Annotated in this window: 27 protein-coding genes; 22 read left to right on the forward strand and 5 right to left on the reverse strand. The window is 45.1% G+C overall.

What is annotated here, in order from left to right:
• Positions 1–14 precede the first annotated feature (14 nt).
• From CXK86_RS10930 to CXK86_RS11005, 16 genes are all read left to right on the forward strand, one after another.
• Positions 15–440, forward strand: coding sequence for an NUDIX hydrolase (locus tag CXK86_RS10930; RefSeq protein ID WP_076250295.1), 426 nt, complete (start codon positions 15–17; stop codon positions 438–440).
• Positions 441–559: 119 nt separating this feature from the next.
• Complete coding sequence (locus tag CXK86_RS10935; RefSeq protein WP_256719990.1) at positions 560–1,597, forward strand: CHAP domain-containing protein; 1,038 nt, start codon at positions 560–562, stop codon at positions 1,595–1,597.
• Between the two features lie 95 nt (positions 1,598–1,692).
• A complete protein-coding gene (locus CXK86_RS10940; RefSeq protein WP_076250297.1) occupies positions 1,693–2,115 on the forward strand; it encodes an NUDIX hydrolase in 423 nt (140 codons plus the stop codon).
• A gap of 34 nt (positions 2,116–2,149) precedes the next feature.
• Positions 2,150–2,896 carry a class I SAM-dependent methyltransferase gene (locus tag CXK86_RS10945; RefSeq protein ID WP_101313677.1) on the forward strand — a complete coding sequence of 249 codons (747 nt, stop codon included), beginning with the start codon at positions 2,150–2,152 and terminating at the stop codon, positions 2,894–2,896.
• A 28-nt stretch (positions 2,897–2,924) separates the two neighbouring features.
• Positions 2,925–3,467 (forward strand): GNAT family N-acetyltransferase, encoded by a 543-nt coding sequence (locus tag CXK86_RS10950; protein WP_076250299.1) that lies wholly within the window; start codon positions 2,925–2,927, stop codon positions 3,465–3,467.
• 35 nt (positions 3,468–3,502) lie between these two features.
• Positions 3,503–3,997, forward strand: coding sequence for an AAA family ATPase (locus CXK86_RS10955; RefSeq protein WP_076250301.1), 495 nt, complete (start codon positions 3,503–3,505; stop codon positions 3,995–3,997).
• A gap of 41 nt (positions 3,998–4,038) precedes the next feature.
• The gene (locus CXK86_RS10960; RefSeq protein WP_076250303.1) at positions 4,039–4,632 is read left to right on the forward strand and encodes a C39 family peptidase; all 594 of its coding nucleotides are present in this window, start codon (positions 4,039–4,041) and stop codon (positions 4,630–4,632) included.
• Between the two features lie 315 nt (positions 4,633–4,947).
• Entirely contained in the window at positions 4,948–6,015 is a 1,068-nt protein-coding gene (locus CXK86_RS10965) for a collagen-like protein (protein ID WP_076250305.1), read from the forward strand.
• A gap of 252 nt (positions 6,016–6,267) precedes the next feature.
• Entirely contained in the window at positions 6,268–6,837 is a 570-nt protein-coding gene (locus CXK86_RS10970; RefSeq protein ID WP_076250306.1) for a hypothetical protein, read from the forward strand.
• 209 nt (positions 6,838–7,046) lie between these two features.
• A complete protein-coding gene (locus tag CXK86_RS10975) occupies positions 7,047–7,439 on the forward strand; it encodes a DUF2500 domain-containing protein (RefSeq protein WP_076250308.1) in 393 nt (130 codons plus the stop codon).
• Positions 7,440–7,586: 147 nt separating this feature from the next.
• Positions 7,587–8,336, forward strand: coding sequence for a glucose 1-dehydrogenase (locus tag CXK86_RS10980; RefSeq protein WP_076250310.1), 750 nt, complete (start codon positions 7,587–7,589; stop codon positions 8,334–8,336).
• A gap of 204 nt (positions 8,337–8,540) precedes the next feature.
• Positions 8,541–10,226, forward strand: a complete 1,686-nt coding sequence (locus CXK86_RS10985) for a hypothetical protein (protein ID WP_143781233.1) — start codon at positions 8,541–8,543, stop codon at positions 10,224–10,226.
• A 160-nt stretch (positions 10,227–10,386) separates the two neighbouring features.
• The gene (locus CXK86_RS10990; protein ID WP_036613979.1) at positions 10,387–10,809 is read left to right on the forward strand and encodes a cell wall hydrolase; all 423 of its coding nucleotides are present in this window, start codon (positions 10,387–10,389) and stop codon (positions 10,807–10,809) included.
• A 75-nt stretch (positions 10,810–10,884) separates the two neighbouring features.
• Complete coding sequence (gene gerQ / locus CXK86_RS10995; RefSeq protein WP_036613981.1) at positions 10,885–11,343, forward strand: spore coat protein GerQ; 459 nt, start codon at positions 10,885–10,887, stop codon at positions 11,341–11,343.
• 232 nt (positions 11,344–11,575) lie between these two features.
• Positions 11,576–13,159, forward strand: coding sequence for a sigma-70 family RNA polymerase sigma factor (locus tag CXK86_RS11000; protein WP_083684348.1), 1,584 nt, complete (start codon positions 11,576–11,578; stop codon positions 13,157–13,159).
• 376 nt (positions 13,160–13,535) lie between these two features.
• A complete protein-coding gene (locus tag CXK86_RS11005; protein ID WP_076250316.1) occupies positions 13,536–14,852 on the forward strand; it encodes a hemolysin family protein in 1,317 nt (438 codons plus the stop codon).
• Between the two features lie 69 nt (positions 14,853–14,921).
• Here CXK86_RS11005 and CXK86_RS11010 read toward each other — a convergent pair whose 3' ends face one another.
• The gene (locus CXK86_RS11010; RefSeq protein ID WP_076250318.1) at positions 14,922–15,572 is read right to left on the reverse strand and encodes a hypothetical protein; all 651 of its coding nucleotides are present in this window, start codon (positions 15,570–15,572) and stop codon (positions 14,922–14,924) included.
• 232 nt (positions 15,573–15,804) lie between these two features.
• Here CXK86_RS11010 and CXK86_RS11015 point away from each other — a divergent pair, with 232 nt between their 5' ends.
• Positions 15,805–16,317: a hypothetical protein gene (locus CXK86_RS11015; RefSeq protein WP_076250320.1), complete on the forward strand. Its 513-nt coding sequence runs from the start codon at positions 15,805–15,807 to the stop codon at positions 16,315–16,317.
• Positions 16,318–16,319: 2 nt separating this feature from the next.
• Here the strand turns inward: CXK86_RS11015 and CXK86_RS11020 are convergent, their stop codons facing one another.
• From CXK86_RS11020 to CXK86_RS11035, 4 genes are all read right to left on the reverse strand, one after another.
• Entirely contained in the window at positions 16,320–17,273 is a 954-nt protein-coding gene (locus CXK86_RS11020; protein ID WP_076250322.1) for a hypothetical protein, read from the reverse strand.
• The gene (locus tag CXK86_RS11025; RefSeq protein WP_076250324.1) at positions 17,251–17,841 is read right to left on the reverse strand and encodes an RNA polymerase sigma factor; all 591 of its coding nucleotides are present in this window, start codon (positions 17,839–17,841) and stop codon (positions 17,251–17,253) included. The genes CXK86_RS11020 and CXK86_RS11025 overlap by 23 nt, the downstream gene beginning before the upstream one ends.
• A 248-nt stretch (positions 17,842–18,089) precedes the next feature.
• Positions 18,090–19,322: an aminopeptidase gene (locus CXK86_RS11030; RefSeq protein ID WP_076250327.1), complete on the reverse strand. Its 1,233-nt coding sequence runs from the start codon at positions 19,320–19,322 to the stop codon at positions 18,090–18,092.
• A 90-nt stretch (positions 19,323–19,412) separates the two neighbouring features.
• Positions 19,413–20,645, reverse strand: a complete 1,233-nt coding sequence (locus tag CXK86_RS11035; RefSeq protein WP_074095414.1) for an aminopeptidase — start codon at positions 20,643–20,645, stop codon at positions 19,413–19,415.
• 210 nt (positions 20,646–20,855) lie between these two features.
• Here CXK86_RS11035 and CXK86_RS11040 point away from each other — a divergent pair, with 210 nt between their 5' ends.
• The 5 genes from CXK86_RS11040 (at position 20,856) to ltrA (ending at position 26,730) form a co-directional block, all read left to right on the forward strand.
• Entirely contained in the window at positions 20,856–21,128 is a 273-nt protein-coding gene (locus CXK86_RS11040; protein ID WP_036613754.1) for a hypothetical protein, read from the forward strand.
• A 180-nt stretch (positions 21,129–21,308) separates the two neighbouring features.
• Complete coding sequence (locus tag CXK86_RS11045) at positions 21,309–22,118, forward strand: MBL fold metallo-hydrolase (RefSeq protein ID WP_036673769.1); 810 nt, start codon at positions 21,309–21,311, stop codon at positions 22,116–22,118.
• Positions 22,119–22,297: 179 nt separating this feature from the next.
• On the forward strand, positions 22,298–23,308 hold the full coding sequence (locus CXK86_RS11050) for an aldose 1-epimerase (protein WP_076250330.1): 1,011 nt from the start codon (positions 22,298–22,300) through the stop codon (positions 23,306–23,308).
• A 132-nt stretch (positions 23,309–23,440) separates the two neighbouring features.
• Positions 23,441–24,829 carry a class II fumarate hydratase gene (fumC, locus tag CXK86_RS11055; RefSeq protein ID WP_076250332.1) on the forward strand — a complete coding sequence of 463 codons (1,389 nt, stop codon included), beginning with the start codon at positions 23,441–23,443 and terminating at the stop codon, positions 24,827–24,829.
• Between the two features lie 608 nt (positions 24,830–25,437).
• Positions 25,438–26,730 carry a group II intron reverse transcriptase/maturase gene (gene ltrA / locus CXK86_RS11060; RefSeq protein WP_076250806.1) on the forward strand — a complete coding sequence of 431 codons (1,293 nt, stop codon included), beginning with the start codon at positions 25,438–25,440 and terminating at the stop codon, positions 26,728–26,730.
• Positions 26,731–26,834 lie beyond the last annotated feature (104 nt).

A 26,834-nucleotide genomic window follows, 5' to 3' on the forward strand; every position in this document is an offset into this window, starting at 1 on the left:
AAGGAGTTGAATAAATGAGCCCTCCAAAACATATTTTATCTGCCGCTGCTATCGTGATAAACGACAAAAATGAATTATTACTTATTAGAGGACCACGAAGAGGATGGGAAATGCCAGGTGGTCAAGTAGAAGAAGGAGAATCCCTAAGTCAAGCTGCGGTCAGAGAAACGAAAGAGGAGTCCGGAATCGACATTGAAATCATCAGATTCTGTGGAATATTTCAAAATATTGAAAATTCAATATGTAATACATTATTCCTAGCCAAACCAATAGGAGGAGAATTAATCACATCATCGGAGAGCTTAGAGTCTGGTTTCTTTCCGATCGAAGAAGCCATTTTAAAAGTCGAATGGAAAAACTTCAGAGAAAGAATAGAGTATTGTTTAAAATCTGAGATGCAACCTTTTTGCATTGAGTTCAGTGATAAGAATAATATTTAAGCGTGTTACATATTACAGTGTATTCTCTAAAATTACCTTTAATTGCAGATTCATCATAGATATGGGTCTAGGAATAAAGCCGAATATGACCCAGTCAAGAAAGGTAGGGAGGCCAAAGTTTGAGTTCAGGAAAGAAATCTAAACGGCTGGACACTGTTCGTAGTCTCGTTCATGAAATGCTTCTTGAGGAAAGTATTAACAAGGAAGGTATGTTGGCTCATCTTTATGGGGTTTCTAATTTCGCTTCCATGCTTGCTATGAAAAGAGTACAGGATTCGGAAATTACTGCGATTGCAGGGTTACTCCACGGTTTTTATTTCTACAAAACAGGAATCGAAGACTTTCCTGGTCGCAGTGCTGAAATTTTTACGACAGATGAATTGTCTATCATTCTTAAGTCAATCTTCTATCAGGAAGATACACATCTAGTTCATGGCCCATATGAAGAAGTTATTAAAGATGCCATACTGTTTCAGATATACTTCCAGAATCCAAATAGAAACTTATCAAAGGCAGAGATAAGTAGAATACAGAATGTATTTACTGAATTGGGGATTTCGAAGGAGAATATAAAAGCAGACGTTAATGTTAATGTGCAAACAGTTCACATAAATACTGAAGAGCGGCGTTCTAAGTTAGCTGATTTCGCAGAAACGCTGGCAAAGCAAAATATTATTGGTACTTCAGGGGATCAACGATATCAGGAAATTTGCAGGTATTGGCCGGATTCTGATATCTGTAAAGTACTTGAAGCCAATTGGTGTGCCGCATTCGTATATCATTGTTGTATGAAAGTTGGAATAAAACTCCCTATTAGATATCCTAATCGAATGTATCGATTAGCTGGGGTGGGTGCTTGGTTAGACTGGGCTCAGCTAGCTGAAACAGGATTCTTTTATCGGGATATGCAAGAAGGATTTGAACCAGAGCGTGGTGATATAGTCATTTATGAGAAGCTCTTAACGGATAATTCTCACGATCACATTGGAATTGTTTTGGCCTGTGACGGTGATCAATTATTGGTTGCAGAGGGGAACACAGACAATAAAAACTACTCTAGCGTTTTATACAGAGAAAGAGGACATTGTATTCTCGGATATATCCGTGTAGATGAAAGCTATCAATTTAATTTTCAAGGAGAGTATAGACCAACTTAGTTGATGTACATGGGTGTGCTAGTTTATGTATCTTGAGGCTATGAATTTTATATCAAAAACATAGGAAGATCAATTCCAGGAAGGAAGTTCAATCTATGAAACGAGTCGATGTAGTTTACTCACTACTAACCAATCCATCCAAGTCTAAAGTGCTTGCCGTAATAAATGTAGGGCGTTCAAGCTGGTCGCTGCCTGGTGGAGCTGTTGAAGCCGATGAAACATGGGAACAAGCAGCAATCAGGGAAGCCAAAGAAGAAACAGGGCTTGATGTTGGCGTCCACGGTATTGTAGCAATAAACGAGTGTAAATTTGAAGAAATCAATGAACATGCCATTTTTATCACATTCAGAGCGGAAATCGTCGGAGGGAGAGAAGAGATATCAAGACCAGACGAAATCTCTGAGATTGCATGGTTGGATATAACACGGGCAGATGAGCTTATGCCTTACTACAAGAACGGCTTTAAAAGCTTACTTAATGGCAATGAGATTACATATTTCAACGAAGGTAACAAGTGATGTTCTGAATGTGGTGTATAAAGGAGACTATCAGATGAACAAGTACAGTGTTTATGAAACAAACAGCTTTTATTGGGATACAAAAGGGAATGACTTTTTGAGAGCAATTGTGCTTCCACATTATGGAGCATTTATCTCAGAAGAAAAACACCAACTTTTTGGAGATGTCTCAGGATTAAAGATGTTAGAGGTGGGCTGTGGAAATGGTCAATCCTTGCAGTATCATGGGGATCGCAAAGCAGATGAACTGTGGGGGATGGATATATCCCAGAAACAGATAGAAAAGACACAACAACTCTTGAGGACTTACGGTATTTCTGCAACATTGATATGTTCACCCATGGAAGAGGAATGTGGGATTCCTACTAATTATTTTGACGCTGTGTATTCGATTTATGCCATAGGTTGGACAACCGATCTTGAAGGTACTTTCAGCCGAATCGCTTCTTATTTAAAGAAAGATGGCATTTTTATTTTCAGCTGGTCTCATCCAATTCATAGATGTGTCGTTGAAGAAAATGATAGATTTGTTTTCAATAAGTCATATTCTGCTGAATCTTGGTATGCGGTGTCTCCTGATTTTTGTCAGGGAGAATTAGTTTTAACTGATCGTCAAATATCAACCTATGTCAACGCTCTAGCAAAAGCGGGATTTGTCATTGAACAAATGATAGAAGAATCTGATGAGGATATCATGCAATTACATAATAATAGCGATAGTCTCCTTAAAAGAGCGAAGATGTTACCTGTATCCTTTGTCATTAAAGCAAGAAAACGGTGATTAAATGAAATGAATCGGAGAGTGGGCTATGTTTAAATATCAAATGGATACTGCTACCTATATATCACTATTGGCAATGAAAGATGCACCCCAATTATATAATCTGATCGATCGAAACAGGGATCATATAGGAGCGTGGTTGAAGTTCCCCAGTATGACATTAACAGAAGAGGATTCAAGAAATTTCATCAAGGGAACACGTATACGCTATGCTCAAGATGATGGTTATTGGTTAGGAATCTGGTGTGGAGACGAGCTTGCTGGTTCTATTGGATACTTGTACATTGATCAAGAAAACAAGAAGACTGAAATAGGATATTGGCTTGGTCAGGAATATGAGGGTAAGGGACTTATTACAAAATCGATTAAAAATTTAATTGATTACGCATTTGATGAACTTGAATTAAATAAAGTTGAAATTGGCGTAGCAACAGATAATCTCAAAAGCCGCGCAATTCCTGAAAAATTAGGCTTTCAACGTGAAGGTGAATTAAGGGATTACGAATATATTAACGGTGCATATTTAAACAGGATTATTTATGGGTTGAAAGCAGATCAATGGAGAACGTAATAAATCAAAATTTATTTTAACTCAAGGAGCGAGTTATGAGAAGATTACCGCTTTTTATAGTGACAGGCGCAAGTGGAACAGGAAAAACAACGATCTCTTCGCTTGTTCGCAAGCAACTTCCCGAATTTGACGTCTTTGATATGGATATCATCGATAACGTGGATTGGCAGATTGCCAAAGAGAATTGGTTGAGGATTGCGTATAACATATCGCTAAGTGGACGAGGGACTGTTTTATGCGGAACGATGGTTCCGGAAAACATTGCATCGTCGGATTACATAGATCGATTTGATCGGATTCTATATATGAACTTGCATTGTGACGATGTTACTCGCGAGACGCGTTTAAGAGCCCGTGGGTGGGACGAGAACCTGGTTGAAGATCACAAGAATTTTGCCAATTGGTTACTCCAGAATTCGGAAACTGCGTTTGACCCGCCAATGCAAACAGTTGATACGACAGAAGTTACAGTAGAGGGAGTAGCTGAACAAATTAAAGAATGGGTTTTAAAGAACTGGTGTGTTGAATGAACATTTAAAAGACATCTTGATGAGACGAAGGAGGTCACGAATTGTTTCTCAATGTATTACTTTGGTTGATTATTCTCTGGGTGATCTCCCTTTATTTCAGTTTCCCTAAGAAAGATCGCATGTACACAGTCAATGTGCCAAGCGCATATTACATTCAATCTTCAAATCGGTTAGATATTCAGAAAAACTACGAATGCGCTGCATTTTCCAGTGCGTTTGTCTTGAGACATTTCGGTTTGGAGTCCAACGGAACAAAGCTTTATGAAACCTATCCTCGCAAATTACTGGATGGGACGGTATATCCCAAAGCGGTCGTTGTTTTTTTCGGAAAACTAGGATATCAGGCAATGTACTTACGAGGAAATGTGAATACGTTGAAAAAACAGATCAGCCAAGGTGTGCCTGTTATTTTATTTATTAGAGTACATCCCAAACAACGTTATTTACATTTTGTTCCCGTCGTTGGTTATGATGAAACGCATTTTTACTTGGCAGAATCGTTAGACCACAAGATTAATTGTAATGAAGAATATTACAATCGAAAAATCAGCATAAATGAACTCAACATGTTATGGAGGTCGTGGTTACCTTTTTCTCAAAACTCCTATATCGTCGTACACCCGATGCAGATTTAAGACGGCTCTCTTTCAAGGGACAAGATATATTTCTTTAAACGAACTAATCTGCTTTATTCGGAACGTCTGCTTAGTTAAACCAAGCAACTCATGCCCAAATGGCATGAGTTTTTTTGAACAAATCTCCTCACGTAAACCAGCTCGACTCAATTAATGGTTTTGAACAAAATAGATCAAACGTATAGGCAGTTGCTACTGATTTTATTGTTTTACCTGATAATTAGCGGAGTTTTTTGGTTAAAATGGTTGTTCGTCCACGCATCTTTTCATCTACATACGTACGTTAAACCATGTCTATAGGGAGGTGTCCACACTGTGAGTCATTCAGAAGTGAAGAAACGTATGAAGAGAAAAAAAGCAACATTCCATCCGTGTAAAGTTAAAAGAAAAGAACGCCGATTGAAAGTGGTCAAAAAGTTCGTTCAAGTAAAATGTCCGCCTCCAGAAGTGAATATATCTACCCCTACTGTCGTTGGCCCAACAGGACCACAAGGTATACAAGGCGTACAGGGCGTACAAGGTATTCCAGGTAAACAAGGGGTTGAAGGGCCAACTGGAGCTCAAGGACCAGCAGGGGGGCCACCTGGTCCACAAGGGCCTCAGGGACAGCCTGGTCCTGCTGGAGCGGTAGGTTCTCAAGGTCCGGTCGGGCCTGCTGGACCTATGGGAGCACAGGGGATTCCGGGAGAAGCAGGGGCCGTAGGGCCACAAGGTCCGCAGGGTAATCCTGGACCTGCCGGGGCAATTGGGCCTCAAGGTGTTGCTGGAGCTGTTGGGCCGACGGGTGCGACAGGAGCTGCAGGAGCAGTAGGCCCGGCAGGCCCAGCCGGTGCAGCAGGAGCGGTAGGCCCAGCAGGGCCAGCCGGTGCAGCAGGAGCAGTAGGCCCGACGGGTGCGACAGGAGTAGCTGGTCCAGCTGGAGCCACGGGAGGTACAGGTGCAACAGGAGCAGCCGGAAGCGTACTGGGATTTGCTGACTTTTTCGCACTGATGCCACCTGATAATGCAGCAACGGTTGCTCCCGGTACTGATGTAAGCTTTCCTCAGGATGGGCCGACAAGTGGAACAACTATCGCCCGTACGGGGCCTAGTTCATTCAATCTGGCAGCCATTGGTACGTATCAGATTTTGTTCCAGGTGAGCATCAATGAAGCCGGTCAATTAATCTTAACTCTCAATGGGGCAGATTTGGCTCCTACTGTAGTTGGGCGAGCAACGGGAACGTCTCAGATTGTGGGTATGGCTTTAGTGCAGACAACCGTGATTAATTCTATTCTGACCGTGCGGAACCCGGCTGGTAATGCTACTGCATTAACAATCACGCCACTTGCGGGCGGAACAAGACCTGTATCGGCACATCTTGTGATCACACAATTAGCGTGAATCAGTTAACAGGCTAGCTAATTGTCCTCAGCTTTATTAAATATGCATCCACAAGGGTAACATGGGTTTGCTTGAACTGAGATAGCAGTGCTTTACCTGAGGCTGTTATCTCAGTTGGAGCGGATAATGGTACAGGAGTAACTACATATCGGATACTCTTTTTGTTTGCGAGGAATGGTGAAAACGTCACTACTAATTATTTTTTCAGTTGATAATATGATAAAATATTGGAAAAACATCAGAGGTGAGTACATGAAGAATGGACACTGGAGAAAAATTACATGGGTTGTTGCGGCATTATTATTAATCATGGTCACGGCTTGCAGCAATAGCAAATTCAATCCAAATGAATTTTCAGAACAGGATCTGGCTGTGACGAAGACCGACAGTGAGGATAAGATTACGTATGGAATGAGTCAGGAAGAGACGGAGAAAATTCTCGGCGAGGGAACATCAACCGGTGTGGGTCAATCCTATCAATACAATAAAGGGATCACGATTGGCTATAGGGATGCCAAGGTCGTTAGTATAATCCTGAATAAGGATTCGAAAGGGTACTTTAAGACGGCTCGCGGGGCAGAGGCGGGGATGACACATCAAGAGATTCTCGATCTGTATGGCAAGGAACATGTTTTGGTCGAATCTGAACGTAATATCGATTATGCCTATCATATTCAGAAGGAAACATTCCTGGATGAGAAGTCGCTGCAAGCGGAAAAAGATGATCTGGCTATCTATCGTGCATCGTTTATGCTGACAAAAGAGGGACAGGTTAATCAGGTTATATTGTCGGATCAACGATTTGCAACAACCTTTAAGTAAAACAGGGCTGCTAGTTAAGCATGTATTAGATAATGAAATAGTACTTATTTTTCGTCTGAAGCAACCCTTCGGTATTCTGCCGGAGGGTTTTTCCCTTCACATCGTTGGATTTCAATCCGGATAACAAGTTCCTTGTTTACGTGCATATACATTACAGGAGACGGGTCAAGACTCCGGCTGTCCTAAGTTGTATGAACGGAGGGAGAGACATGGGCATTGAATCATCCTGGATGTTTGATTTGTTTGGAACCGTCTTTCCGGTTGTATTTGTTCTGATTATAGGTATAGTCCTTCTGTCGATGGGAAAGGAGGTATGGAAGTGGGGACGCAACAACTCGGAGCCGCTATTGACCGTGCCTTCACGTATCACCAGCAGACGGATGAAGATGAGTCAGTCGCAATCTGAACCGGGTAGTACAGCACGAACGTTATACTACGTCACCTTTGAAGTAGAAAGTGGAGATCGGCTCGAATTCAAAGTCAATGGCGAAGAGTATGGTTTGTGCGCTGAGGGGGATGAAGGACGGCTCTCGTTCAAAGGAACGCGTTATGTAGGCTTCGAGCGATATAATCGCGTATATTCTGAACGCCTACGGGGTTAAACTGAGCAGCTTGCGCCAGAATGGCGTGAGCTTTTTTTGATTATTTACTGGACAAGCGTTTCTTAATGGGCCTAACGTGTTTTTATATAAGAAGAGGCTTAATGAGATTATGATCAAAAGATCATTACCATAGAGGAGGCAATCAATATGTCATTTACAGATCAGGTCGTTGTTGTAACCGGTGCCGCTCAAGGGATAGGACGAAGTGTGGCTGAAGCTTATGCGGTCGCTGGAGCCAAAGTTGTACTTGCCGATCACAAGGAAGCCGAGGGTGCCGCAGCCGCAGCTTCCATTCGTAATGAAGGCGGAGAAGCCATCTTTGTCCAATGTGATGTTCGGAGCGAGCAGGATATTACGAATCTTTTTCGGACAACCGTGGAAGAATTCAAACAAATTGATGTTTTGGTGAATAATGCAGGACTCGCCAAATGGAAATCACCCTATGAGCTGACGCTGGAAGAATGGGACGATGTACTCAATACCAATGTGAGAAGTTGCTTTTTGGCGAGTCGGGAAGCAGCCAAACATATGAAAAGCAATGAACACGGGGGTGCCATTATCAACATGGCTTCTACCCGTGCACTGATGTCTGAGCCGGATACCGAAGCTTATGCCGCATCCAAAGGAGCGATTGTAGCTCTGACACATGCGCTGGCGGTCTCACTGGGCAAGGACCAAATTCGGGTCAATTGTATCAGTCCGGGATGGATTGAGACAGGAGACGTGGAGAAATTGAAAAAGGAGGATCATGAACAGCATCCCTCCGGTCGTGTGGGTGTTCCTTCGGATATCTCCCGTGCTTGTCTATATTTGTCTGACCCAAGCAATACCTTTGTCACAGGGACCAACCTCGTTATTGATGGAGGCATGACCCGAAAAATGATATATGAGGACTAGAACCGGGATTGACTCGGGCAAGCCCTAAGATTATCCAACATAAGAGTAATAAGCCCAAGTTAAGCACTTGGGCTTATTTGTTTTTAATAACTCGGTTGCTATAATAAATGTGATTTTACAACAGTAGAGGAATGGAGGGAGTATATGTTCGGGAAACAATCCCGGAAGGTATTTTGGCTGTTACTGCTGATCGGAGGGATGATAATGATAGGGAATGAGTCACCTGCTGAAGCAGACGGCGCAGATATACGGGCGGCCTGGGTATGGCAGGCACAGTCTGTTAGCAACGGAGATGAGCTGTTGGCCAATGCAGCTAAACATAAGATAAACAGGCTGTACGTGAATGTAGACATGGCGCTGTCCAAAGAGGTATACCAGACGTTTATAGCCCAAGCAAGCCGTGCAGGTATTGCGGTTGAAGCGCTGGGAGGCGATCCATCCTGGGCACTCAGTGGCCGTGAAGGCCCCATGCTCAGATTAGCGTCTTGGGTAAGTGATTACAATCAAGCTGCTGAGCCCAACGAACAATTTGATGCCATACATCTGGATATCAAGCCCTATGTGTTACCAGCCTGGAAAGAAGATGCTAAGCCACTGGTACAATCCTGGGTAGCCAATATGAATCTGTTATTTGAGCAAGTGAGACAGGATGGCGCAGTTGCAGTGAATATTGACCTGCCATTTTGGCTGGATTCCTATACCGTCACAGGAAATAGAGTTTCTGAGGATGCAGATAACGAACCATTGTCACGTTGGTTCATTGAACAAGTGGAGCATGTCACTTTACTCGCTTACCGTGATAACGCGCAAGGGAACAATGGTATCATACGTTTGATTGAACAGGAAATGAACTGGGCAGATGCCAGCAATGTGAGCGTGACGGTTGGGTTGAACACCAAGCCCATGCCTGGCGAGGAGTTCACGTCATTTGCCGGGAAAGGTGCAGCACAACTGGAAAGTGTTATTGAAGAAGTTGCCTCCGCATTCGGCGAGCATAGTTCCTACGCAGGTTCTGCTGTACATGACATCGTATACTGGGGACAACTGGAGCCCTCGGAACTGCCATCACCGGAGACTCCATCCAATCAGCCAGAGATTCGGGGAACGTATATCTGGGAGGCCTCTCAGGTGACGAATGACGGGGGAGAGCACATACTAGCATTTGCTAGAGAGCAGAATATTAACTGGTTGTATGTCAGGTTGGACCTGGATCAACCCTATTCCAGCTATCGCAGTTTTGTGAAACGGGCAAAAGCGCAGGGCATTGAGATCCATGCGATGGGTGGACATCCGATCTGGGGTAAGAAGGAGAATCGTCCACGCATTAAGCGCTTGATTGATTATGTGAAAAACTATAATGCCGAATCCGAGCCGGATGAACGATTTGAAGGCATCCATCTGGATATTGAGCCTTACACATTGCCAGAGTGGGAGAATAGTCGGGACACCTTATTGACCGAATGGGCTGCCAACATTACATTTTTCCAGGAAGAAACAAAGAAGGATAGTGATCTCGAAACAAGCGCAGACCTTGCTGTATGGTTGGATAGCTTCGCGTTGCCAGGAAAGGATACATCTGTGACTGAATTTATGATCCGTACACTCGATCATGTGTCGCTGATGGCTTTCCGTAACAACGCCGAAGGTTCCAATGGGATTGCTGCTGTTGTGAGTCAGGAGATGGAGATCGCGGATCGTTTGGGAAAAAGGTTAATGATTTCGGTAGAAATGAAGCAGAACCACGAAGGTCCTCATATTTCTTTTTATGAAAAAGGGGCAGCGGAGATGGAACTTCAGCTTGCCAAGCTTCCGGATCTGCTGGCCGAACATCAGGCTTACCAAGGTAACATTGTTCATGCCTATGATTATTGGATTGAAGCCAAGCCTTAAACAGGCGAGTATTATAAGAAACGAGTTGCTTCGGGACTTCACCTTGGGTGAGGTTCCGGGCTTTTTTTTATGGAAAAAAGATGGAATCGTGTCACCGAATGGGCTCCTGCACAATACGATGTACGGTGATGAACAGCTGAAACAAGGGAGGAAACAGACTATGGCTGTTATTAAAGCCAACTCAGAGGACGTCAAGCTGCTGGCTAGGCTCATGAGGGCAGAGGCTGAAGGTGACGGCGATCAGGGTATGTTGCTTGTGGGCAATGTAGGTGTGAACCGGGTGCTGGTGGATTGTCTGGACTTTAAGGATATTCGCGATATCAATCGTATGGTATTCCAGAATCCAGGAGGCTACGAGTCAACACAGAAGGGGTACTTTTACCAACGGGCAAGACAGTCCGAGATTCGTCTCGCACAACGGGTGATCAATGGAGAGCGCATCTGGCCAGCGAGCAATTCATTGTGGTTTTTCCGACCTGTGGGCGACTGCCCACCAACGTGGTATGACCAGCAAAATACAGGACGTTTCAAAGCGCATTGTTTCTTCAGTCCGACAGGCGATGACTGTCCGGAAGTATATTAAATTTTGGGAGGAATCACCATGATTAATCAGCCTTATCAACCAACAACTCAAACACTGGGTCAGCAAGCGAATTCCGTGTTGGGTCAACAAGCCAATTCTCAGGTTCAAGGTACGTCTTACAAAATCGGTAACGGAATGCCTGCCATGTCACCAACGCCAGGGATGGTATCACCAAGCTCCACAAGTGTACCGCCACTCGTATCCAGTGGAAGCCCAATGACACCAACGGGTGCAGTGATTACAACAACTGCTCCACAGTTTGAGCAGTCATACATTGAGAATATTTTACGTTTGAACCTTGGGAAATTCGGTACGTTCTACATGACATATGAAGGCAATAAAGAATGGAACGCTCGCATATTCCAAGGTATCATTGAAGCAGCGGGACGTGACCATATTATCATCAGTGACCCAAAGACAGGTAGACGAATCATGCTGTTGATGGTCAACTTCGACTATGCTACATTTGATGAGCCGTTGTTGTATCAATATCCGGGCGTGGTAGGCAATTACCCGCAAGCTCCAAGCAGATAATCATTGGCACTTCATCATGTTGATTGATAACTGACATGTCACATGTCTAACACATACTGATTTATTTCGCTGTCCTGAATGTGGAGGTAATCCGCAGACAGGACAGCTTTTACATAAACATATATACGAAGGTTACTATAGGTTTAAAGTCATACGTAACCTTTTGGCGATAACATGGCACTTATACATGAATAGAACAAGCAGCATGCTTATATGAAGGGAGTCCATAGCATTGAATTCATGGATTGAAGGAGCGATGAAGGGCGAAACCGAAGCTTACGCACAACTGATGTCTCAATATCGCGGGATGGCTCTTGCTGTTGCCTACAATCGTTTAGGAGATACATTTTGGGCTGAAGATGTCGTACAGGAAGCATTTACTGAAGCCTTTGGCAATCTGTCCAAGTTGGAAGCTCCTGAGGCTTTTCCCGGGTGGTTCAAGGTAATCGTGGAGAGGCAGTGTTATCGCTGGCTAAGACGCAAGCAGCATACCATGATCCCAGTTCAGGAGCTGGAGCATGTATTCCATGAAGAGGATCAGTCGCATAATCCGGAAAAACAAGCGGTGCAAAATGAAATGCATCGTACGCTGCGTGATTCCATTGCAATACTGCCATCATCGATGCGGATTGCTGTTGAACTGTTTTATTTGGAAGGATACTCGCTCAAGGAAATATCGGATTTCCTCGGGGTGAAGGTACCTGCATTAAAGAAAAGACTGTTCGATGCCCGATCCAAACTCAAGCGCTCTATGCCAGTAAGGGATCTGGTCTCTGTATTCAGTGACTTGTATGAAGGGGGAAAAGGATTGTTACACATTATGAATGGGGATCATGCTGCCAATCGTTTAAGAGAGAGTGGAATTCAGGGAGACATCCTGGTATGGAGAGAGTTGTATACGTTCGGCCCGGTAGCCAAAGAGATGGGAGATACAAAGGAGCGGCAGAATCGGGCATCCGTGTTAGAACAGCATTTGGGCATTCCACAGGCGGAATACTTGAAGATTGAGGAACTTGAACGCAAGTTACATTCGTTTCAACAATACAAGGAAATTGTCTTATGGTTCGAATACGATCTCTATGATCAGACGATGTTATCGTATCTATTGCATTATTTCAAAGGACAAGCACTCCAGAATACGAAACTGAATCTGCTCTGTATTGACTCGTATCCAGAGATTGAGCACTTTAGAGGACTTGGACAGCTTACCTCCACACAAATTGAACGTCTGTCCGGCAGTTGGCATGTGATTGAGAAAAACGAGTTACAAGCCGGTGCACAGTTCTGGGAAGCCTATACGTCGACTGATTTCCGGTATCATCTGGATTACCTGCAGGCAGATACTTCTGCGCTACCCTTTGCGAAAGCTGCCTTTAAGGCACATTTGTCCCGTCTGCCATCTGTATCGAACGGTCTGGGACTCATTGAACAGACAACACTGGAGACCATAAGAGCAGGTGTGGAGCATCCGTATCCATTATTTCGCGAGGTAGGGGACAAGCTGCATATTCTTGGGATGGGTGATCTTGAATACTGGGCACATCTGAAGCGGATGACAGAAGGACCTCATGCCCTTCTTCAGATGACCGGTGCAACCACTTTCCCTAATTTCAAGCAGCATGATGAAAAATTCCGTGACGGAGTCCTGTCGCTAACGGAGCTGGGAATTCAGGTGTTGAATGGAGAAGTCGATTGGGCGCTGCTGAAGCAGGATGAATTCTGGATCGGTGGATTGCATAACCCAAGCGGGAAACTAGCCAGATGGCGTTGGAATACCGCTTCAGAAACTGTAGTGGAGATTGAGTCGACATCGTAATTAACGGATAGAATCTGAGGAAATAACGTATTACAAAAAGAGAGTATCCAGCCATGCGGAAGCATGAGCGAGGATGCTCTCTTTGGTTTGGTTCTGGTAGATCATTGTTTGTGAAATGTTAAAAAAACAGCGTAATCGAGACTTTTGTTAAAGAAAAAAGGCGTTTGTGCCATTTCGTTGTCATAGGACACGGATTGACTGTGTAGTTTAGAATTATATAATAAAAGAAGCATATCTTTTTTATTCGACAGAACAAGGTGGAGGTGGAAGCATTGGGAAGTTGAAATTGCATATGAGCGGCAGAATGGCAAATATCCTACATTTTCGAAGGAGGTGGACCTATTTGCCGAAGAATGACGGCGAATAGGATGAAAATTTGAGTGACCCCTTACCGAGTATTTTAAATTTAGTAATCATTGGTTTACTTGTATTAATGAATGGTTTCTTTGTGTCGGCGGAATTTGCGATGGTGAAGGTTCGTGGAAGCCGGATTGAGGCTTTGGTGGAAACAGGCAACAAAAATGCCATCTATGCTTCCAATATCGTACGTAATCTGGATGCATATCTGTCAGCTTGCCAACTAGGTATAACTTTGGCTTCACTGGGACTAGGGTGGCTGGGAGAACCGGCAATTGCACATCTGTTAGAGCCCGTGTTTACCGCATTTGGACTGGGGCCAGTCTACGTTCATGGAATCTCTATTGCCATTGCATTTGTGATTATTACAATCTTGCACATTGTACTGGGAGAACTTGCTCCCAAAACGATGGCGATTCGAAAGTCTGAGACGATCACGTTGTGGTCTGCGGCTTTGCTAACGTTCTTCTACAAGTTAATGTATCCATTCATATGGGCACTGAACGGTATGGCTAACGGCTTGTTGAGACTGTTCCGAATGGCACCAGCTTCGGAGATGGACTCCGCACATAGCGAAGATGAAATACGCATTCTGATGAAAGAAAGCAATAAGAGCGGTTTAATTGATAACACTGAATTAGCACTTGTTGATAATATATTTGATTTTACGGATACAACCGCCCGTGAAATTATGATTCCGCGGACGGAAATGATCTGTCTGAATGCCAATGAGTCCATGCTGGAAAATCTGGAGATTGCCAGTGAGAGTATGCGAACAAGGTATCCGGTATATAACGGAGACAAGGATCATATTATCGGCTTTATTCACATTAAGGATCTGATGCGATCCCAACTTACGGATACCATCTCCGTGATCCGGCCCATCCTGGCTGTGCCAGATACCACGCTAATCAGTGATCTGCTCAAGCGTATGCAGCGTAGCAAGACACAGATTGCGATTCTGATTGATGAATACGGGGGAACCTCCGGGCTTGTTACACTTGAAGATATCATGGAAGAGATCGTAGGCGAGATTCAGGATGAATTCGACCATGAGCGTCCTGTCATTGAACAAGTGGATGAGATGGAATACTCTATTGATGGATTGATGCTGATTGAAGAAGTCAGCGAACGATTCGGACTGGAGATGGATCGTGCCGATTACGATACCATCGGGGGCTGGCTGTACTCCAGAGTAGATGCCATTCCACCTGAGGTTGGTCAATCGGTTGAGTATGGGGGTTATGTATTTGTCATTCAAGAGACAGAACATAAGCGGATTTCCCGAGTAAATGTGATTAAGCTGGAACTATTGGTTGAAGAAGAAGGCGCGTAGCCAGATCGAAATTGTAACAGATGAAGCTGTGTGGTGACGTAATGGTCATCGTACAGCTTCTTTGCATGTTCATGATTCTTTGGGTGCATGAATGACAATATCGGCATAACGGTTCTCCGTGACCAAGCTATTCTCGATAGAAATTCGCTTATAAGTGACGTAAACATTCTCTCCCGGAGCCAGATCATGCTGGATATTCAGCTTTTTTCGAGTGGATTGGGTTGTTGTCGGTGTCTTAATGGTGATGATGGCGTACATAGGCGTATCGACAAAAGTAACCTCGTGAGAATTGTAGTCCCCCACCTTAGTGGTGGATAACACGGGATTTTGCTTAAACTGGGTCAGGTGATCATTCACCATGCCAAGTGTTACGGGTAACACATAAAACAGAAGTACCAGAGGCAGAAGGGAGAAAGCAATCCCGAAAACACGTAAAAATTTGACATGGGAAAGGGTTCGGACACTCTGCCTGAGGAAAAGAAAAGCAAGGATGGGGGACAGTACAAGTCCCCAGATCATAAAGGGCAATACATAGCGGTCAATCCCCATGCTTATCCAGCTTTCCCGAGCTGTAGCCAAGAAATATATTAAGGTCCCTGCGGTAAGTGCACTCACCAAGATAACAAGCCAACGTTTGAACGAGCCGGAAACTTCGATATGTAGTTCATTCGGATTGGAGCTGTGACGATGCCTTCTGGATTTGGATTGAAATTTACTCAAGTTTTACACCTCATTTGCAAATCTGGTTGGTTCATATGGTTTCGTGTATCCATTACCCAATACATACGGGCTGGAATAATTTAGGTTTCAACCATGCTGGAGATGTATACAAAGATAAAAGACGCTGCCGACAGAAACATCGGAGCGTCTAATTTTTTTTTGAAACCTGTCACCCGATCCGTCCGTTTATACCCTTACACAAAATCAAGTATGGAAGCGGAGGATGGATCAAATGCGGAAAATGAAAACAAAGAGTGCAGCATCTATACTAAAAATAACCCTTGTTGCCTTGTTAATGGTGCCAACAATCCTGGCTATACCTACGTCCGAACCAGCCGTTGCAAGCCCGATGATCAACGTGTCCTCTGGTGCCCTTACAGCTCCGCCACCGCCAGAACCATCCATCCATTCGCTTGCTACCACTCGAGAACTTGGACATTTCTATCAAGCGGTCGGTGCAGTCATTCCTGGGGGTGGACTATCGGCTATCGTCAATACCAAGACCATGACATATACAGCAATGAAGACACTTTCCGTAGATTATCGACTTGAGCGCTGGACAGGAACAGCATGGGTAACTTTTAAAACGAATTCCAACAATGCAACGAATACAAACTTACTGAATGCCGCATCGGATTGGACCGTTATGCCAGGATATTATTATCGCGTTACCAGTATTCATACAGCGTATGATGGAAGTACCACGGATACAAGCAAACATGTCTCTGGCACCGTGTTATTCTGATCTTATCGACGGGTGCTGCCTGGAAACTTCTGCTCTTGAAAATCGTTGGCAATAGCAGTCATTTCTTCTTCCGAAAGGGTGCCAAACAGACTCATATTGTTGGAACCCATCATCCACTGAAAGGAGTTATAGGGTGGGCCGATATACATCAGTGCTTCCGAGCCATCCGCCAGCTTTACGGTGCTCATATCTCGAAGCATGGCCCCTTCAATTTTCTCCCCAGGCATGACATGGACATAATCAAACTGGATAATCTCATCCTCTATGCTCTTGCCTTCACTGGTATATTGAACTCTCATTTGTGTGGACTCATAATAATCGTCTGGATTCACAGGGTTTTCAGTATCGATCACGAGTTCGAATTTGACCTTGTTGAATCGCTTGGGAATGGCCTTGGATAACAGAAAGTCACCCATGAACCCTTCGCGTGCGATCTCTTCCGTAACAAGTACTGGACGAAACAGATGGCTCGATAACTCATACGAAGGTGTATTAAGAGCTTCTTCTTCTTGTACTTTAAGAATGTCGTCCAAGCTGGTTTCTGGTGGTGGAGGCGTTTTGGCTGTTGACGGATCAGCCCCCAGTTGGGTCGTACGATCCTCAATGATAATGGATTTCATGCCATTGCCCCAATCCTTGATGGATTGCACAAAAGGGGATACCGCTTGCGTACCGGACGGCAGGCTGAAAATAACGGCTCCGATGGTCACGGACGCAGCTACGACAACTGAAAGTCGTAAGGTACGTATTCTTTTTTTACGTAAACCGATTCTGTTAATTTCCCTGTTTACCTTCTGCCAGGATTTCTGCATGGATTCGGTATGGGAGGCGGAAGGGGCAGAGACGGCCTGATGGAAAGCTTCATCAAAAGCCAGGTCAAACGCAGCGTCGAAATATTCGTCTTCCAGCTCTGAATCGAATCGCTCCACGTTTTTATCGGACTTGCCTTTGCTCAATGCTTCCACCCCATTCCTTATGTAATTTCTTCTTGATACTGCCACGGGCTCTGAACAAACGTTGCTTCACAATGTCTTCGGAGGTATCCAGCAGTTCGGCCATCTCTCGGTAGGAGAGACCTTTTTTCCACCGTAACTCCACCAATACACGATATTCCGGTTTGAGCTGTCTGAGATAATATTCAATGGACTCTTCCATCATCTGCGTTTCTACCATGCTTTCCACGGAAGCTGCGGTCTGATTCATCGTCTCCATATCTATAAAAACACTATCCGTATCCAATTGGTTACGGTTATTTTTATTTTTTCTCAGATAATTAATAGCTGTGTTCCGTGTGACAACCTTGAGCCAGGCTTTCAGTTTGACCTCGTCTTCAAAGATGGGTTTGTTTTTAATGATTTTGATAAAAGCTTCCTGAATAATATCTTCTGCTGCAGCACGCTCCTTGATGATATAAACGATAAGACCATGTACCATATTATAATATTCATAATACACTTCTTCTTGAAGTGCAAAGCCTAAATTATGGAAATCTGAGGCTAGTAATAACTGGAGCCGATTGGCCATGATGTTCTCCTTTCTGGTGAACAATCCACAAACATTGGTATCATTACATTTTACAACATAATATGGAAACGATACAATGGGAGGTTGGTCCGGGAAAAACCAGATGAGGGAAGTATGTATAACATGCGGGAAAGTTGGCTGAAAATTAATAAAAGGCCGTCCCGCCAACCATGAATACATGGTTGCAAGACAGCCTTTTCGACTGTTCAGTGAAAATACATTAGTAGGAGATAACTCTCCGTGATCAGTTAAAACGCCCAGTCTCCCTTAAGGAAGATGGCTTCGCGTTCGCCGTTTGCTGTGATACCGTAAATGTCCGTCTCGGGAGAGCCCATCATGAAGTCCACATGGGTGATGCTGGTGTTCATACCACGGGCTGCAAGCTCTTCAGGAGACATCGTTTTGCCACCTTCGATATTGAATGCATAGGAACTGCCAATCGCAAGATGGCACGACGCATTCTCATCATACAATGTAGTGTAATACAGGATGCCACTCTCAGAGATCGGTGAATGGAAGGGAACCAAAGCGACTTCGCCGAGGTAATGAGATCCTTCATCCATGGAAATGAGTCTTTCCAGCGTATCCTGACCTTCTTCAGCATGAAAATCAATGATACGTCCGTTCTCAAATGTGAGTGAAAAACGATCAATGATACTGCCGCCATAGCTGAGCGGTTTGGTGCTGGACACTTTGCCATTAACGCCATGTTTGGCTGGAGCGGTGAATACTTCCTCTGTCGGGATATTCGCGACAAAAGGGGTGCCTTGCTCATTCACGCTACCTGCCTGCGCCCAGATATGACCTTCTGGAAGCTCGACAGTAAGATCCGTCCCTGGGGAGAGGAAGTGCAATGCTTGGTACTTCTTGTTATTCAGTGCAACGGCTTTGGTCTCCAGTCGTTCAATGTGCTGTTCCCAAGCCGCTACAGGGTCTTCCAGATCGGCTCTCACCGCAGCGAAAATGGCTTCCCACAACTGGCTAACCTGCTCAGATGCCGGGAGATCCGGGAATACTTTGGCTGCCCAATCGGGGGAAGGACAAGCCACACCCGTCCAGCTCATTTTATCCGCCTGTTGATACTGACGGTACTTGGCCATCGCCTGACCATATGTACGCTGATGGGTGGAAATCCGCTCCGGGTCAATACCTTTCATCAGGTCTGGGCTGGATGACAATACGGTCAGGAAGGCTGCATTATTGGCTGCCAGTTCTTCAAGCTCCGCTGCATGCCATTTCGGCGGCTCTTGGAAGGATTCCTCAGGGGCCATCTCAAACCGCAATCGATTGACGGTTTCATCTCCGTATTTTACAATCACCTGCTTGGCTCCAGCTTCATATCCCTTACGTACCAGCAAACGTACAAATTCAGCGGTATCAATCATCGCAGAGATGACAAATACTTGTCCTGGCTGCACGTTAGCACCTACTCTTACAGCCAGTTCAGCGTAACGATCCAGTTTTTGTTCAAAACTTAACATATGAGTTCCCTCCAATTGTTGAATTTTTGACCTGTTGACGCAGGAAAAGAGAGGAGTAATCTCCTCTCTCCTAAATCACATCAAACGGGATTAAAATGCCCAGTTTCCTTGCAGGAAGATCGGCTCTTCCGTACCTTCGGAGGTCACGCCGTGAATGTTCATTTCTCCGGATCCAATCATGAAGTCTACATGAGTGAGACTGGAGTTCATGCCACGTTCAATCAGCTCTTCTTTGGACATCGTTTTACCACCTTCCAGACAGAAGGCATAGGCATTACCAATCGCCAAATGGTTGGAGGCATTTTCATCAAACAAAGTATTGTAGAACAAAATATTGGTATCGGAAATTGGGGACTGATGTGGAACGAGGGCTACTTCACCCAGATAGTGTGCGCCATCATCTATCTCGATCAGGTTTTTGAGTGCATCGAGACCTTGATCGGCGGTATAGTCAACAATTCGGCCGTTCTCGAATGTTAGTGAGAAACCGTCAATCAGGTTGCCGCCGTAGCTCAGTGGTTTCGTGCTGCGCACTGTACCGTTAACACCCGTTTTCAGCGGAGCCGTGAATACTTCTTCCGTAGGCATATTGGCAATAAAGACATGTCCTTGCTCATTCACACTTCCACCGGATACCCAGATATGACCTTCTGGAAGTTCAATGGTCAAGTCTGTGCCTGGAGCTGTATAGTGAAGCTTCTTGTATTTTTTGTTGTTCAACAGATCAGCGCGGGAATCCAGGTTTTGCAAATGGGTTTTCCATTCGGCAACAGCATCCTGCTCACCGATCCGTACTGTTTTGAAAATGACATCCCACAGGCGGTCCACTTGTTGTGCTTCCGGCAGATCCGGGAACACTTTAGCTGCCCATTCCGGAGAAGGAACGGCCACGATAGACCAGCTGAATTTGTCAGCCATCTGATAAGAACGATATTTTTCGAGCGCTTTGCCGCGCACTTTTTGGCTAGTAATAATGCGTTCCTGAGCTACACCGTTCAGCAAATCCGGATTTTCAGCGATGACGTGCAGAATAGCGGCACCTTCTTCAACCAGTTCAGTCATTTCAGCTGCAAACCATTTCGGTTCAATGGAGAAGGCTTCATCAGGTGCAAGATCGTAATGAAGACGTGTAACGGTTTCATCACTCCAGTTTACTTTGACCAATTTCGCACCTTTACCGTAAGCTGCTTTGACAATCAGTCGTACAAAATGTGCTGCCGAGATTGGAGCGTTAACCACGAGCGTTTGTCCAGGATGGACATTGACACCAACTTGTACAGCCAGTTCAGCATATTGCTGCAGATTCGTTTCAAAAGTATTCATGCTATTTTTTCCTCCAATGTGATAATAATATCGTAGCTTGTTGGCTATTATAGTCCTCATTACAACTATGTAAGGACTCAGAATGGTTCCTTCATTGAATAAGGTATACGTTGCTACGTTATATATTGTACAATTAACCAATAATAATTACCAAACTAGGTTTACCAGAAATGTTGGAGACCGACTGTAGATGAAAGATTAAAGGAGAGAATGATTGTGAATATTGAAATTATAAGTACTGAAATGCGCCGTGAAGGTGAAAAAGGATACGTGGGAAATACCGTTTACCGCACAGAAGGCGAAAAGTCAGTATATGAGATTACCTTCATGAGCAAGAACGGAAAAGACTGGGACTATAGCTTGCATTTCACGGAGCAATCCGGTGATGAAGAAGAGTTACTGCGTATGGACGAGTTGCTTGAGAATGATGACGATCTGTATAATCAATTGCTCGATGCTGCTTTGGAGGCATTTCCGGCATAACTGGCCGAGATGTTCTTGTTCTATTGTGTTGTGTCGATGACTATACTAGACGGTGTATGCCCGAAACAGGGTGTATACCGTCTATTTTATTGGAAATGTTGAATAGATGATCCAGAAAAGGGAAGTCTACGAGATGAATGGAACCAGAGAGACAATCCGCCTAATGGGAGGTAACCGTGAATGGCATCTGACAATCTGATTACAGAAGGATTGACGGGACTTGAAGAAGTCGCGCCCGATATTCTCAGTCTACGTACACTATTCGTTAATGTCGTGTTCATCGGAGAGCCAGGAAGCAGGAACTGGGTCCTCGTGGACACCGGAATGGCGAGGTTCACAGATCATATTGTTCAGGTTGCAACAGAACGATTTCAAGGTCCGCCGTCTGCGATCATATTGACGCATGGTCACTTCGACCATGTAGGAACCGTTATTGAACTGGAACAATTCTGGGGTGTGCCAGTGTATGCTCATCCGCTTGAAATTCCGTATTTAACGGGATTAAAAGATTACCCGCCAGCGGACCCTTCTGTAGGTGGAGGTCTAATGTCCAGGTTGTCATTCGCTTATCCTAATGAGGCAATCAATCTGGATGATCGGATATTCAGTCTACCCAAAGATCATTCCGTTCCAGGTCTATCAGGATGGGAGTGGGTGCACACGCCAGGTCATACGCCTGGACATGTGTCGCTGTTTCGGGAAGCAGACCGTTTGTTAATTGCGGGAGATGCAATCATCACAGTGAAGCAGGAGTCGCTGTGGAGTGTGTTGCTTCAGGACAAACAGTTGCATGGCCCGCCTTCCTATTTCACAACCGATTGGCAGGCTGCTCATCAATCTGTCCAGCATATCAGGCACCTGGAGCCGAAACTTGCGATTACCGGGCACGGGCATGCCTTGAGCGGAGATATGCTGAGTGAATCCTTGAAGCGGCTTGATCTGGACTTTGAAGAGAGCACTGTGCCGGATCATGGCAAATATGTGGATTAATTGAACCATCATATGAAAGACAGCAGAGACAGCCGTAACGTATTGCAGCTGTCTTTTTCCTGTCTTTTTTGTTTTTCTATTATGAATTTGTTCTCTATCATAGATTGGTATTTTGCGCTCGGGCATGATATAGTCGAGCCGTATAATATAACCTTAGTATGCAGGAGGTACATATAACGATGACACAGCAAAATGCAGCATTTGAAGAACAATTTGGAGGGATTCCGGCCGTTTGGCTTCGTTTTAATCAGTTTGAAGCGGCAGTTATTCCTAGCGTGGGTGCCAACCTCGTTGCTTTTCGTGATACAGAAAAGGGTTTTCGTTACTTGAGAGAACCGAATCAGGACCAGATGGATGAGTTTATGGCTGCACCTGCGGTCTATGGAATTCCGATTCTTTCTCCACCGAACCGTTATGAGGATGGACGCTTCCCCTGGAACGGTAAAGTCTATCAGTTGCCTGTGAACGAACCGGCTACAGGTAACCATTTGCATGGATTTTTGCATGATGCCGAGTGGAAGGTTGAGGGATACGGTTCTGATCAGCTGGAGAGTTATGTGTTGCTTAGCCAGGACGTGAAAGAAGGACATACATTCCATCAGTACCTGCCGTTTACGTTTACGGTGACGCTTCGTTACTCTTTGAGCAGCCAAGGACTTCAGCAACAATTGATCGTCCGCAACAACGGGACTGAATATATGCCGAATTTGTTTGCATTCCACACGGCGATTGCTGTACCTTTTGCACCGGACAGTCAAGCCTCGGATTACACGGCTAAAGTTACGATTGGACAACGTCGTGAATTGAATGAGCGTTCTCTGCCAACAGGACAATTTCAACCGCTTACACCTGAGGAAGAACAATTGAAGAAAGACGGGGTTAGTCCGTTCTTTGCTGCCATGGATAATCATTACACTGCGGAACCGCAGAATGGACGTAACTATATGGAACTTACGGACAACCGTACTGGAGACAAACTGGTATACGATGTGGGTACCTCCTACAAGCACTGGATGATCTGGAACAATAACATGGGTGGCGAATTCTTCTGTCCTGAACCACAGATGAACCTGGTTAACGCTCCTAATGTTGAAGGCATACCTGCAGAAGAAATCGGATTGATCGGTTTGGAACCAGGTGAACTATTCGAACAGAGCAGCCGATTGTATCCAATTGCGTCACAAAAATAATTCACGCTCATTTTGCGCTACGCTTACAATTTTGTCGAAAAGGTGAAAACCTGCTCGCAAATCATGTATAATATGACGAGATACACAAGCTTTGTAGAGACCCAAACCATCTTTTTGGAGGAGGACAAGCAAGTGGAATACCGCATTGAGAGAGATACGTTAGGCGAAATGAAAGTACCAGCCGACAGGCTGTGGGGAGCTCAGACGCAGCGCAGCAAGGAGAACTTCCCGATTGGTAGTGAACATATGCCGATGGAAGTTATCCGTGCCCTTGCCATTTTGAAAAAAAGTGCTGCGGCCAGTAACCATAAATTAGGTAAATTATCTGCGGCTAAGTCCGATGCTATTGCTTATGCAGCAGACGAGATTATTGCAGGCCGAATTGATGACCATTTCCCACTGGTAGTATGGCAGACGGGAAGCGGAACACAATCCAATATGAACGTGAACGAAGTGATTGCCAATCTGGGGAACCAACTGCTGGAGCAAAAGGGCAAGGAAGAGCGTCTGCATCCAAATGATGACGTGAACATGTCCCAGAGCTCCAACGATACATTCCCAACGGCTCTGCATGTTGCAGGTGTTCTGGCTGTTGAGGATCAACTTTTGCCAGCAATCGCGGTATTAAAAGCCACTTTTGCAGACAAGTCGGATGCATTCAAGGATATTATCAAGATTGGACGTACCCACCTCCAGGATGCAACACCAATTACGCTTGGTCAGGAGATCAGTGGTTGGGAAGCCATGCTGGGCAAGAGTGAGCGTATGATCCGTGAAAGCGTACAGTATCTGAAGGAGCTTGCGATCGGCGGTACAGCTGTCGGAACGGGCATTAATGCACATCCGGACTTTGGGGACTTCACTGCCAAGGAGATTGGCAAACATACGGGGAAAGATTTTGTATCTGCACCAAACAAATTCCACGCACTTACAAGTCATGATGAAGTTGTGTATGCGCACGGTGCGGTTAAAGCGCTTGCAGCTGATTTGATGAAAATTGCCAATGATGTCCGCTGGTTGGCCAGTGGCCCTCGTAGTGGATTGGGCGAAATCCGTATTCCTGAGAATGAGCCAGGCAGCTCCATTATGCCGGGTAAAGTCAATCCAACTCAGAGCGAGGCCATTACTATGGTGGTTACGCAGGTCATGGGTAATGATGCAGCGATTGGTTTCGCGGCAAGTCAGGGTAATTTTGAACTGAATGTATTCAAACCGGTTATCATCTATAACTTCTTGCAATCCGTGCAACTCCTGGCGGACTCCATTATTGCGTTTAATGACAAGTGTGCCGTGGGCATTGAGCCTAATCTGGATCAGATTGAACATAATCTGAACAATTCGCTTATGCTGGTTACAGCGCTTAACCCGCATATTGGTTATGAGAATGCAGCCAAAATCGCGAAACTTGCACATAAAGAAGGCTTGTCTTTGAAACAGGCGACGTTACAAACGGGCCTGCTTACCGAAGAGCAATTTGATCAATATGTCGATCCAGCCAAAATGATCGCTCCAAAGGCCTAAAATCAGCCAAAATGAGCAATATAGATCACTGAAGAGGACGACCTGCACAAGCAGGTCGTTTTTCTTATGATGCGTGCCCAGAAAAGCACGCATCTTCTAGCCGGTGAAAGTCCGGTCGCAGGAGGGGCCAAGCCCCTGCGTAGCTAGGATACTTGCGTATGGCGAAATCTGTGCGTAAAAGCGTATCGACAAAAGTACCTGTCAGAGACAGGGCGAGCGACACGCCAGGCCGTAACATCAAGTGAATTCTGCCGCGTCGTCAAAAAGGCCTCGCAAGAGGGACAAGAGGAAGCCGAGTCGCGCTCATATCGACGAAGGCCAAGGAAGCTGTTTGGAACTTGGAGCGACAGCGAAGAATCCTCCGGCGTAAAGGGAACGGCATGGTCTGAAAGAGGATGCAGTGAACTGGGGAGACCCTCCCCCACACGGGATTTTTTTTTTTTTTTTTAACCCCGTAAAGAGACGCTCTATAAATCCAGAAGATGAAATGAACCGTTTGTGGGAAGGGAGTCCGAGGGGCTCATAGTACCGAAGAACCTGAGGACAACATAACCTTGGGGAGGAAAGGAGCCCTGCTTTGTTTATGCTTTTGAAGGAGGTACGAGTGAGTGAATGCCAACCGGCTAACAACACCAAAGGAAAAAGTTCAAGAACTCCAAGAAAAGCTAGGTCATGCGGCCAAGGAGAACAAGAAGCGTAAATTTCATGCTTTGTACGACAAAGTCTATCGCAGGGATGTGCTGTGTGAAGCCTGGAAACGGGTGAAAGCGAACAAGGGAGCTGCGGGAGTAGATGAGGTGACGTTCGCACATATTGAGGAACAAGGAGAGACACGCTTCCTTGCGGAATGTGAGCGAGAACTGAAAGAAGGCAAATATCATCCGCAGGCTGTAAGGCGGCACTATATCCCGAAGAAAGATGGGAAGCAAAGGCCGTTAGGCATCCCCACCGTGCGCGACCGAGTCATACAAATGGCAACCAAACTCGTGATTGAACCGATCTTTGAAGCAGATTTCGAGGAAGTATCCTTCGGATTTCGTCCGAAACGAAGTGCGAAAGGAGCGCTAGAGCGAATTCGGAAAGCCTGCAACCGCAAAGGAAATTGGGTAGTCGACGTCGATATCCAAGGCTACTTCGACAATATAAATCAAGAGAAGCTCATGAAACTGGTAGAAATGCGTATCAATGACAGGCGAATCTTGAAATTAATACGGAAGTGGCTTCAGGCGGGAGTGATGGAAGAAGGAAAGGTGAGGCGATCCGATTTAGGAACACCGCAAGGTGGCGTGATTTCACCGCTTCTAGCGAATATCTATCTGAACTACTTTGACCGGCTATGGGAGAAACACGGAAGTGGGTTGGGAGACCTGACAAGGTATGCAGACGACTTTGTCGTGGTCTGTAAAACCAAAAAGGATGCGGAACATGCATTTGAACTTATACGCAGAATCATGGAACGTCTGGAGCTCATGTTACACCCGACCAAAACCCGGATTGTCGGTCTATGGACAGGAGCCGAAGGATTCGACTTTCTAGGAATGCACCACCGCAAAACGAAAGCAGAAACGTCGCAAGGGAAGGTATATTACACCACGCAGCAATGGCTAACCAAAAAGGCGGAAGAACGTATTCGTGGAGTCATTAAAGAGCGATTATCCCCACCGAGTATGCGATCCAGATCATTTGAGGAACAGGTGAAATGGCTCAATCCGAAGATTCAAGGGTGGAGAAATTATTACTACACGAGCTACAGCCAAAAGAGATTAGCGAAGCTGGACTGGTATATGTTGCAACGGTTAACCCGGTGGTACGCGAAGAAAAGACAACGCAGAAAATGGATCGGTTCAATAGCCGAGGTGAAGTACATCGCCAGTCAATATGAATTAAAAACGCTATTGTAATCTGCACGCCCATGAATGACAAACATCGGAAAGCCGTATGAGGGAAAACCTCACGTACGGTTTGATGAGGAGAGGCTGGGTTTTGCCAGCCTTTTACTCTAGTA

The sequence above is a fragment of the Paenibacillus sp. BGI2013 genome (assembly GCF_002843485.1).
In the GTDB taxonomy this organism is placed as follows: domain Bacteria; phylum Bacillota; class Bacilli; order Paenibacillales; family Paenibacillaceae; genus Paenibacillus; species Paenibacillus amylolyticus.

Bases quoted from the DNA above. Each gene is read 5' to 3' on its own strand.
- CXK86_RS11045 (WP_036673769.1), top strand. From the start codon at position 21,309: ATGGCATCTGACAATCTGATTACAGAAGGATTGACGGGACTTGAAGAA.
- CXK86_RS10990 (WP_036613979.1), top strand. From the start codon at position 10,387: ATGGCTGTTATTAAAGCCAACTCAGAGGACGTCAAGCTGCTGGCTAGG.
- CXK86_RS10955 (WP_076250301.1), top strand. From the start codon at position 3,503: ATGAGAAGATTACCGCTTTTTATAGTGACAGGCGCAAGTGGAACAGGA.
- CXK86_RS11015 (WP_076250320.1), top strand. From the start codon at position 15,805: ATGCGGAAAATGAAAACAAAGAGTGCAGCATCTATACTAAAAATAACC.
- CXK86_RS10950 (WP_076250299.1), top strand. From the start codon at position 2,925: ATGTTTAAATATCAAATGGATACTGCTACCTATATATCACTATTGGCA.
- CXK86_RS11030 (WP_076250327.1), bottom strand. From the start codon at position 19,322: ATGTTAAGTTTTGAACAAAAACTGGATCGTTACGCTGAACTGGCTGTA.
- CXK86_RS10940 (WP_076250297.1), top strand. From the start codon at position 1,693: ATGAAACGAGTCGATGTAGTTTACTCACTACTAACCAATCCATCCAAG.
- CXK86_RS11050 (WP_076250330.1), top strand. From the start codon at position 22,298: ATGACACAGCAAAATGCAGCATTTGAAGAACAATTTGGAGGGATTCCG.
- CXK86_RS10945 (WP_101313677.1), top strand. From the start codon at position 2,150: ATGAACAAGTACAGTGTTTATGAAACAAACAGCTTTTATTGGGATACA.
- CXK86_RS11035 (WP_074095414.1), bottom strand. From the start codon at position 20,645: ATGAATACTTTTGAAACGAATCTGCAGCAATATGCTGAACTGGCTGTA.
- CXK86_RS10980 (WP_076250310.1), top strand. From the start codon at position 7,587: ATGTCATTTACAGATCAGGTCGTTGTTGTAACCGGTGCCGCTCAAGGG.
- CXK86_RS11040 (WP_036613754.1), top strand. From the start codon at position 20,856: ATGATTGTGAATATTGAAATTATAAGTACTGAAATGCGCCGTGAAGGT.
- CXK86_RS10975 (WP_076250308.1), top strand. From the start codon at position 7,047: ATGGGCATTGAATCATCCTGGATGTTTGATTTGTTTGGAACCGTCTTT.
- CXK86_RS10970 (WP_076250306.1), top strand. From the start codon at position 6,268: ATGAAGAATGGACACTGGAGAAAAATTACATGGGTTGTTGCGGCATTA.
- CXK86_RS10985 (WP_143781233.1), top strand. From the start codon at position 8,541: ATGATAGGGAATGAGTCACCTGCTGAAGCAGACGGCGCAGATATACGG.
- CXK86_RS10930 (WP_076250295.1), top strand. From the start codon at position 15: ATGAGCCCTCCAAAACATATTTTATCTGCCGCTGCTATCGTGATAAAC.
- CXK86_RS11025 (WP_076250324.1), bottom strand. From the start codon at position 17,841: ATGGCCAATCGGCTCCAGTTATTACTAGCCTCAGATTTCCATAATTTA.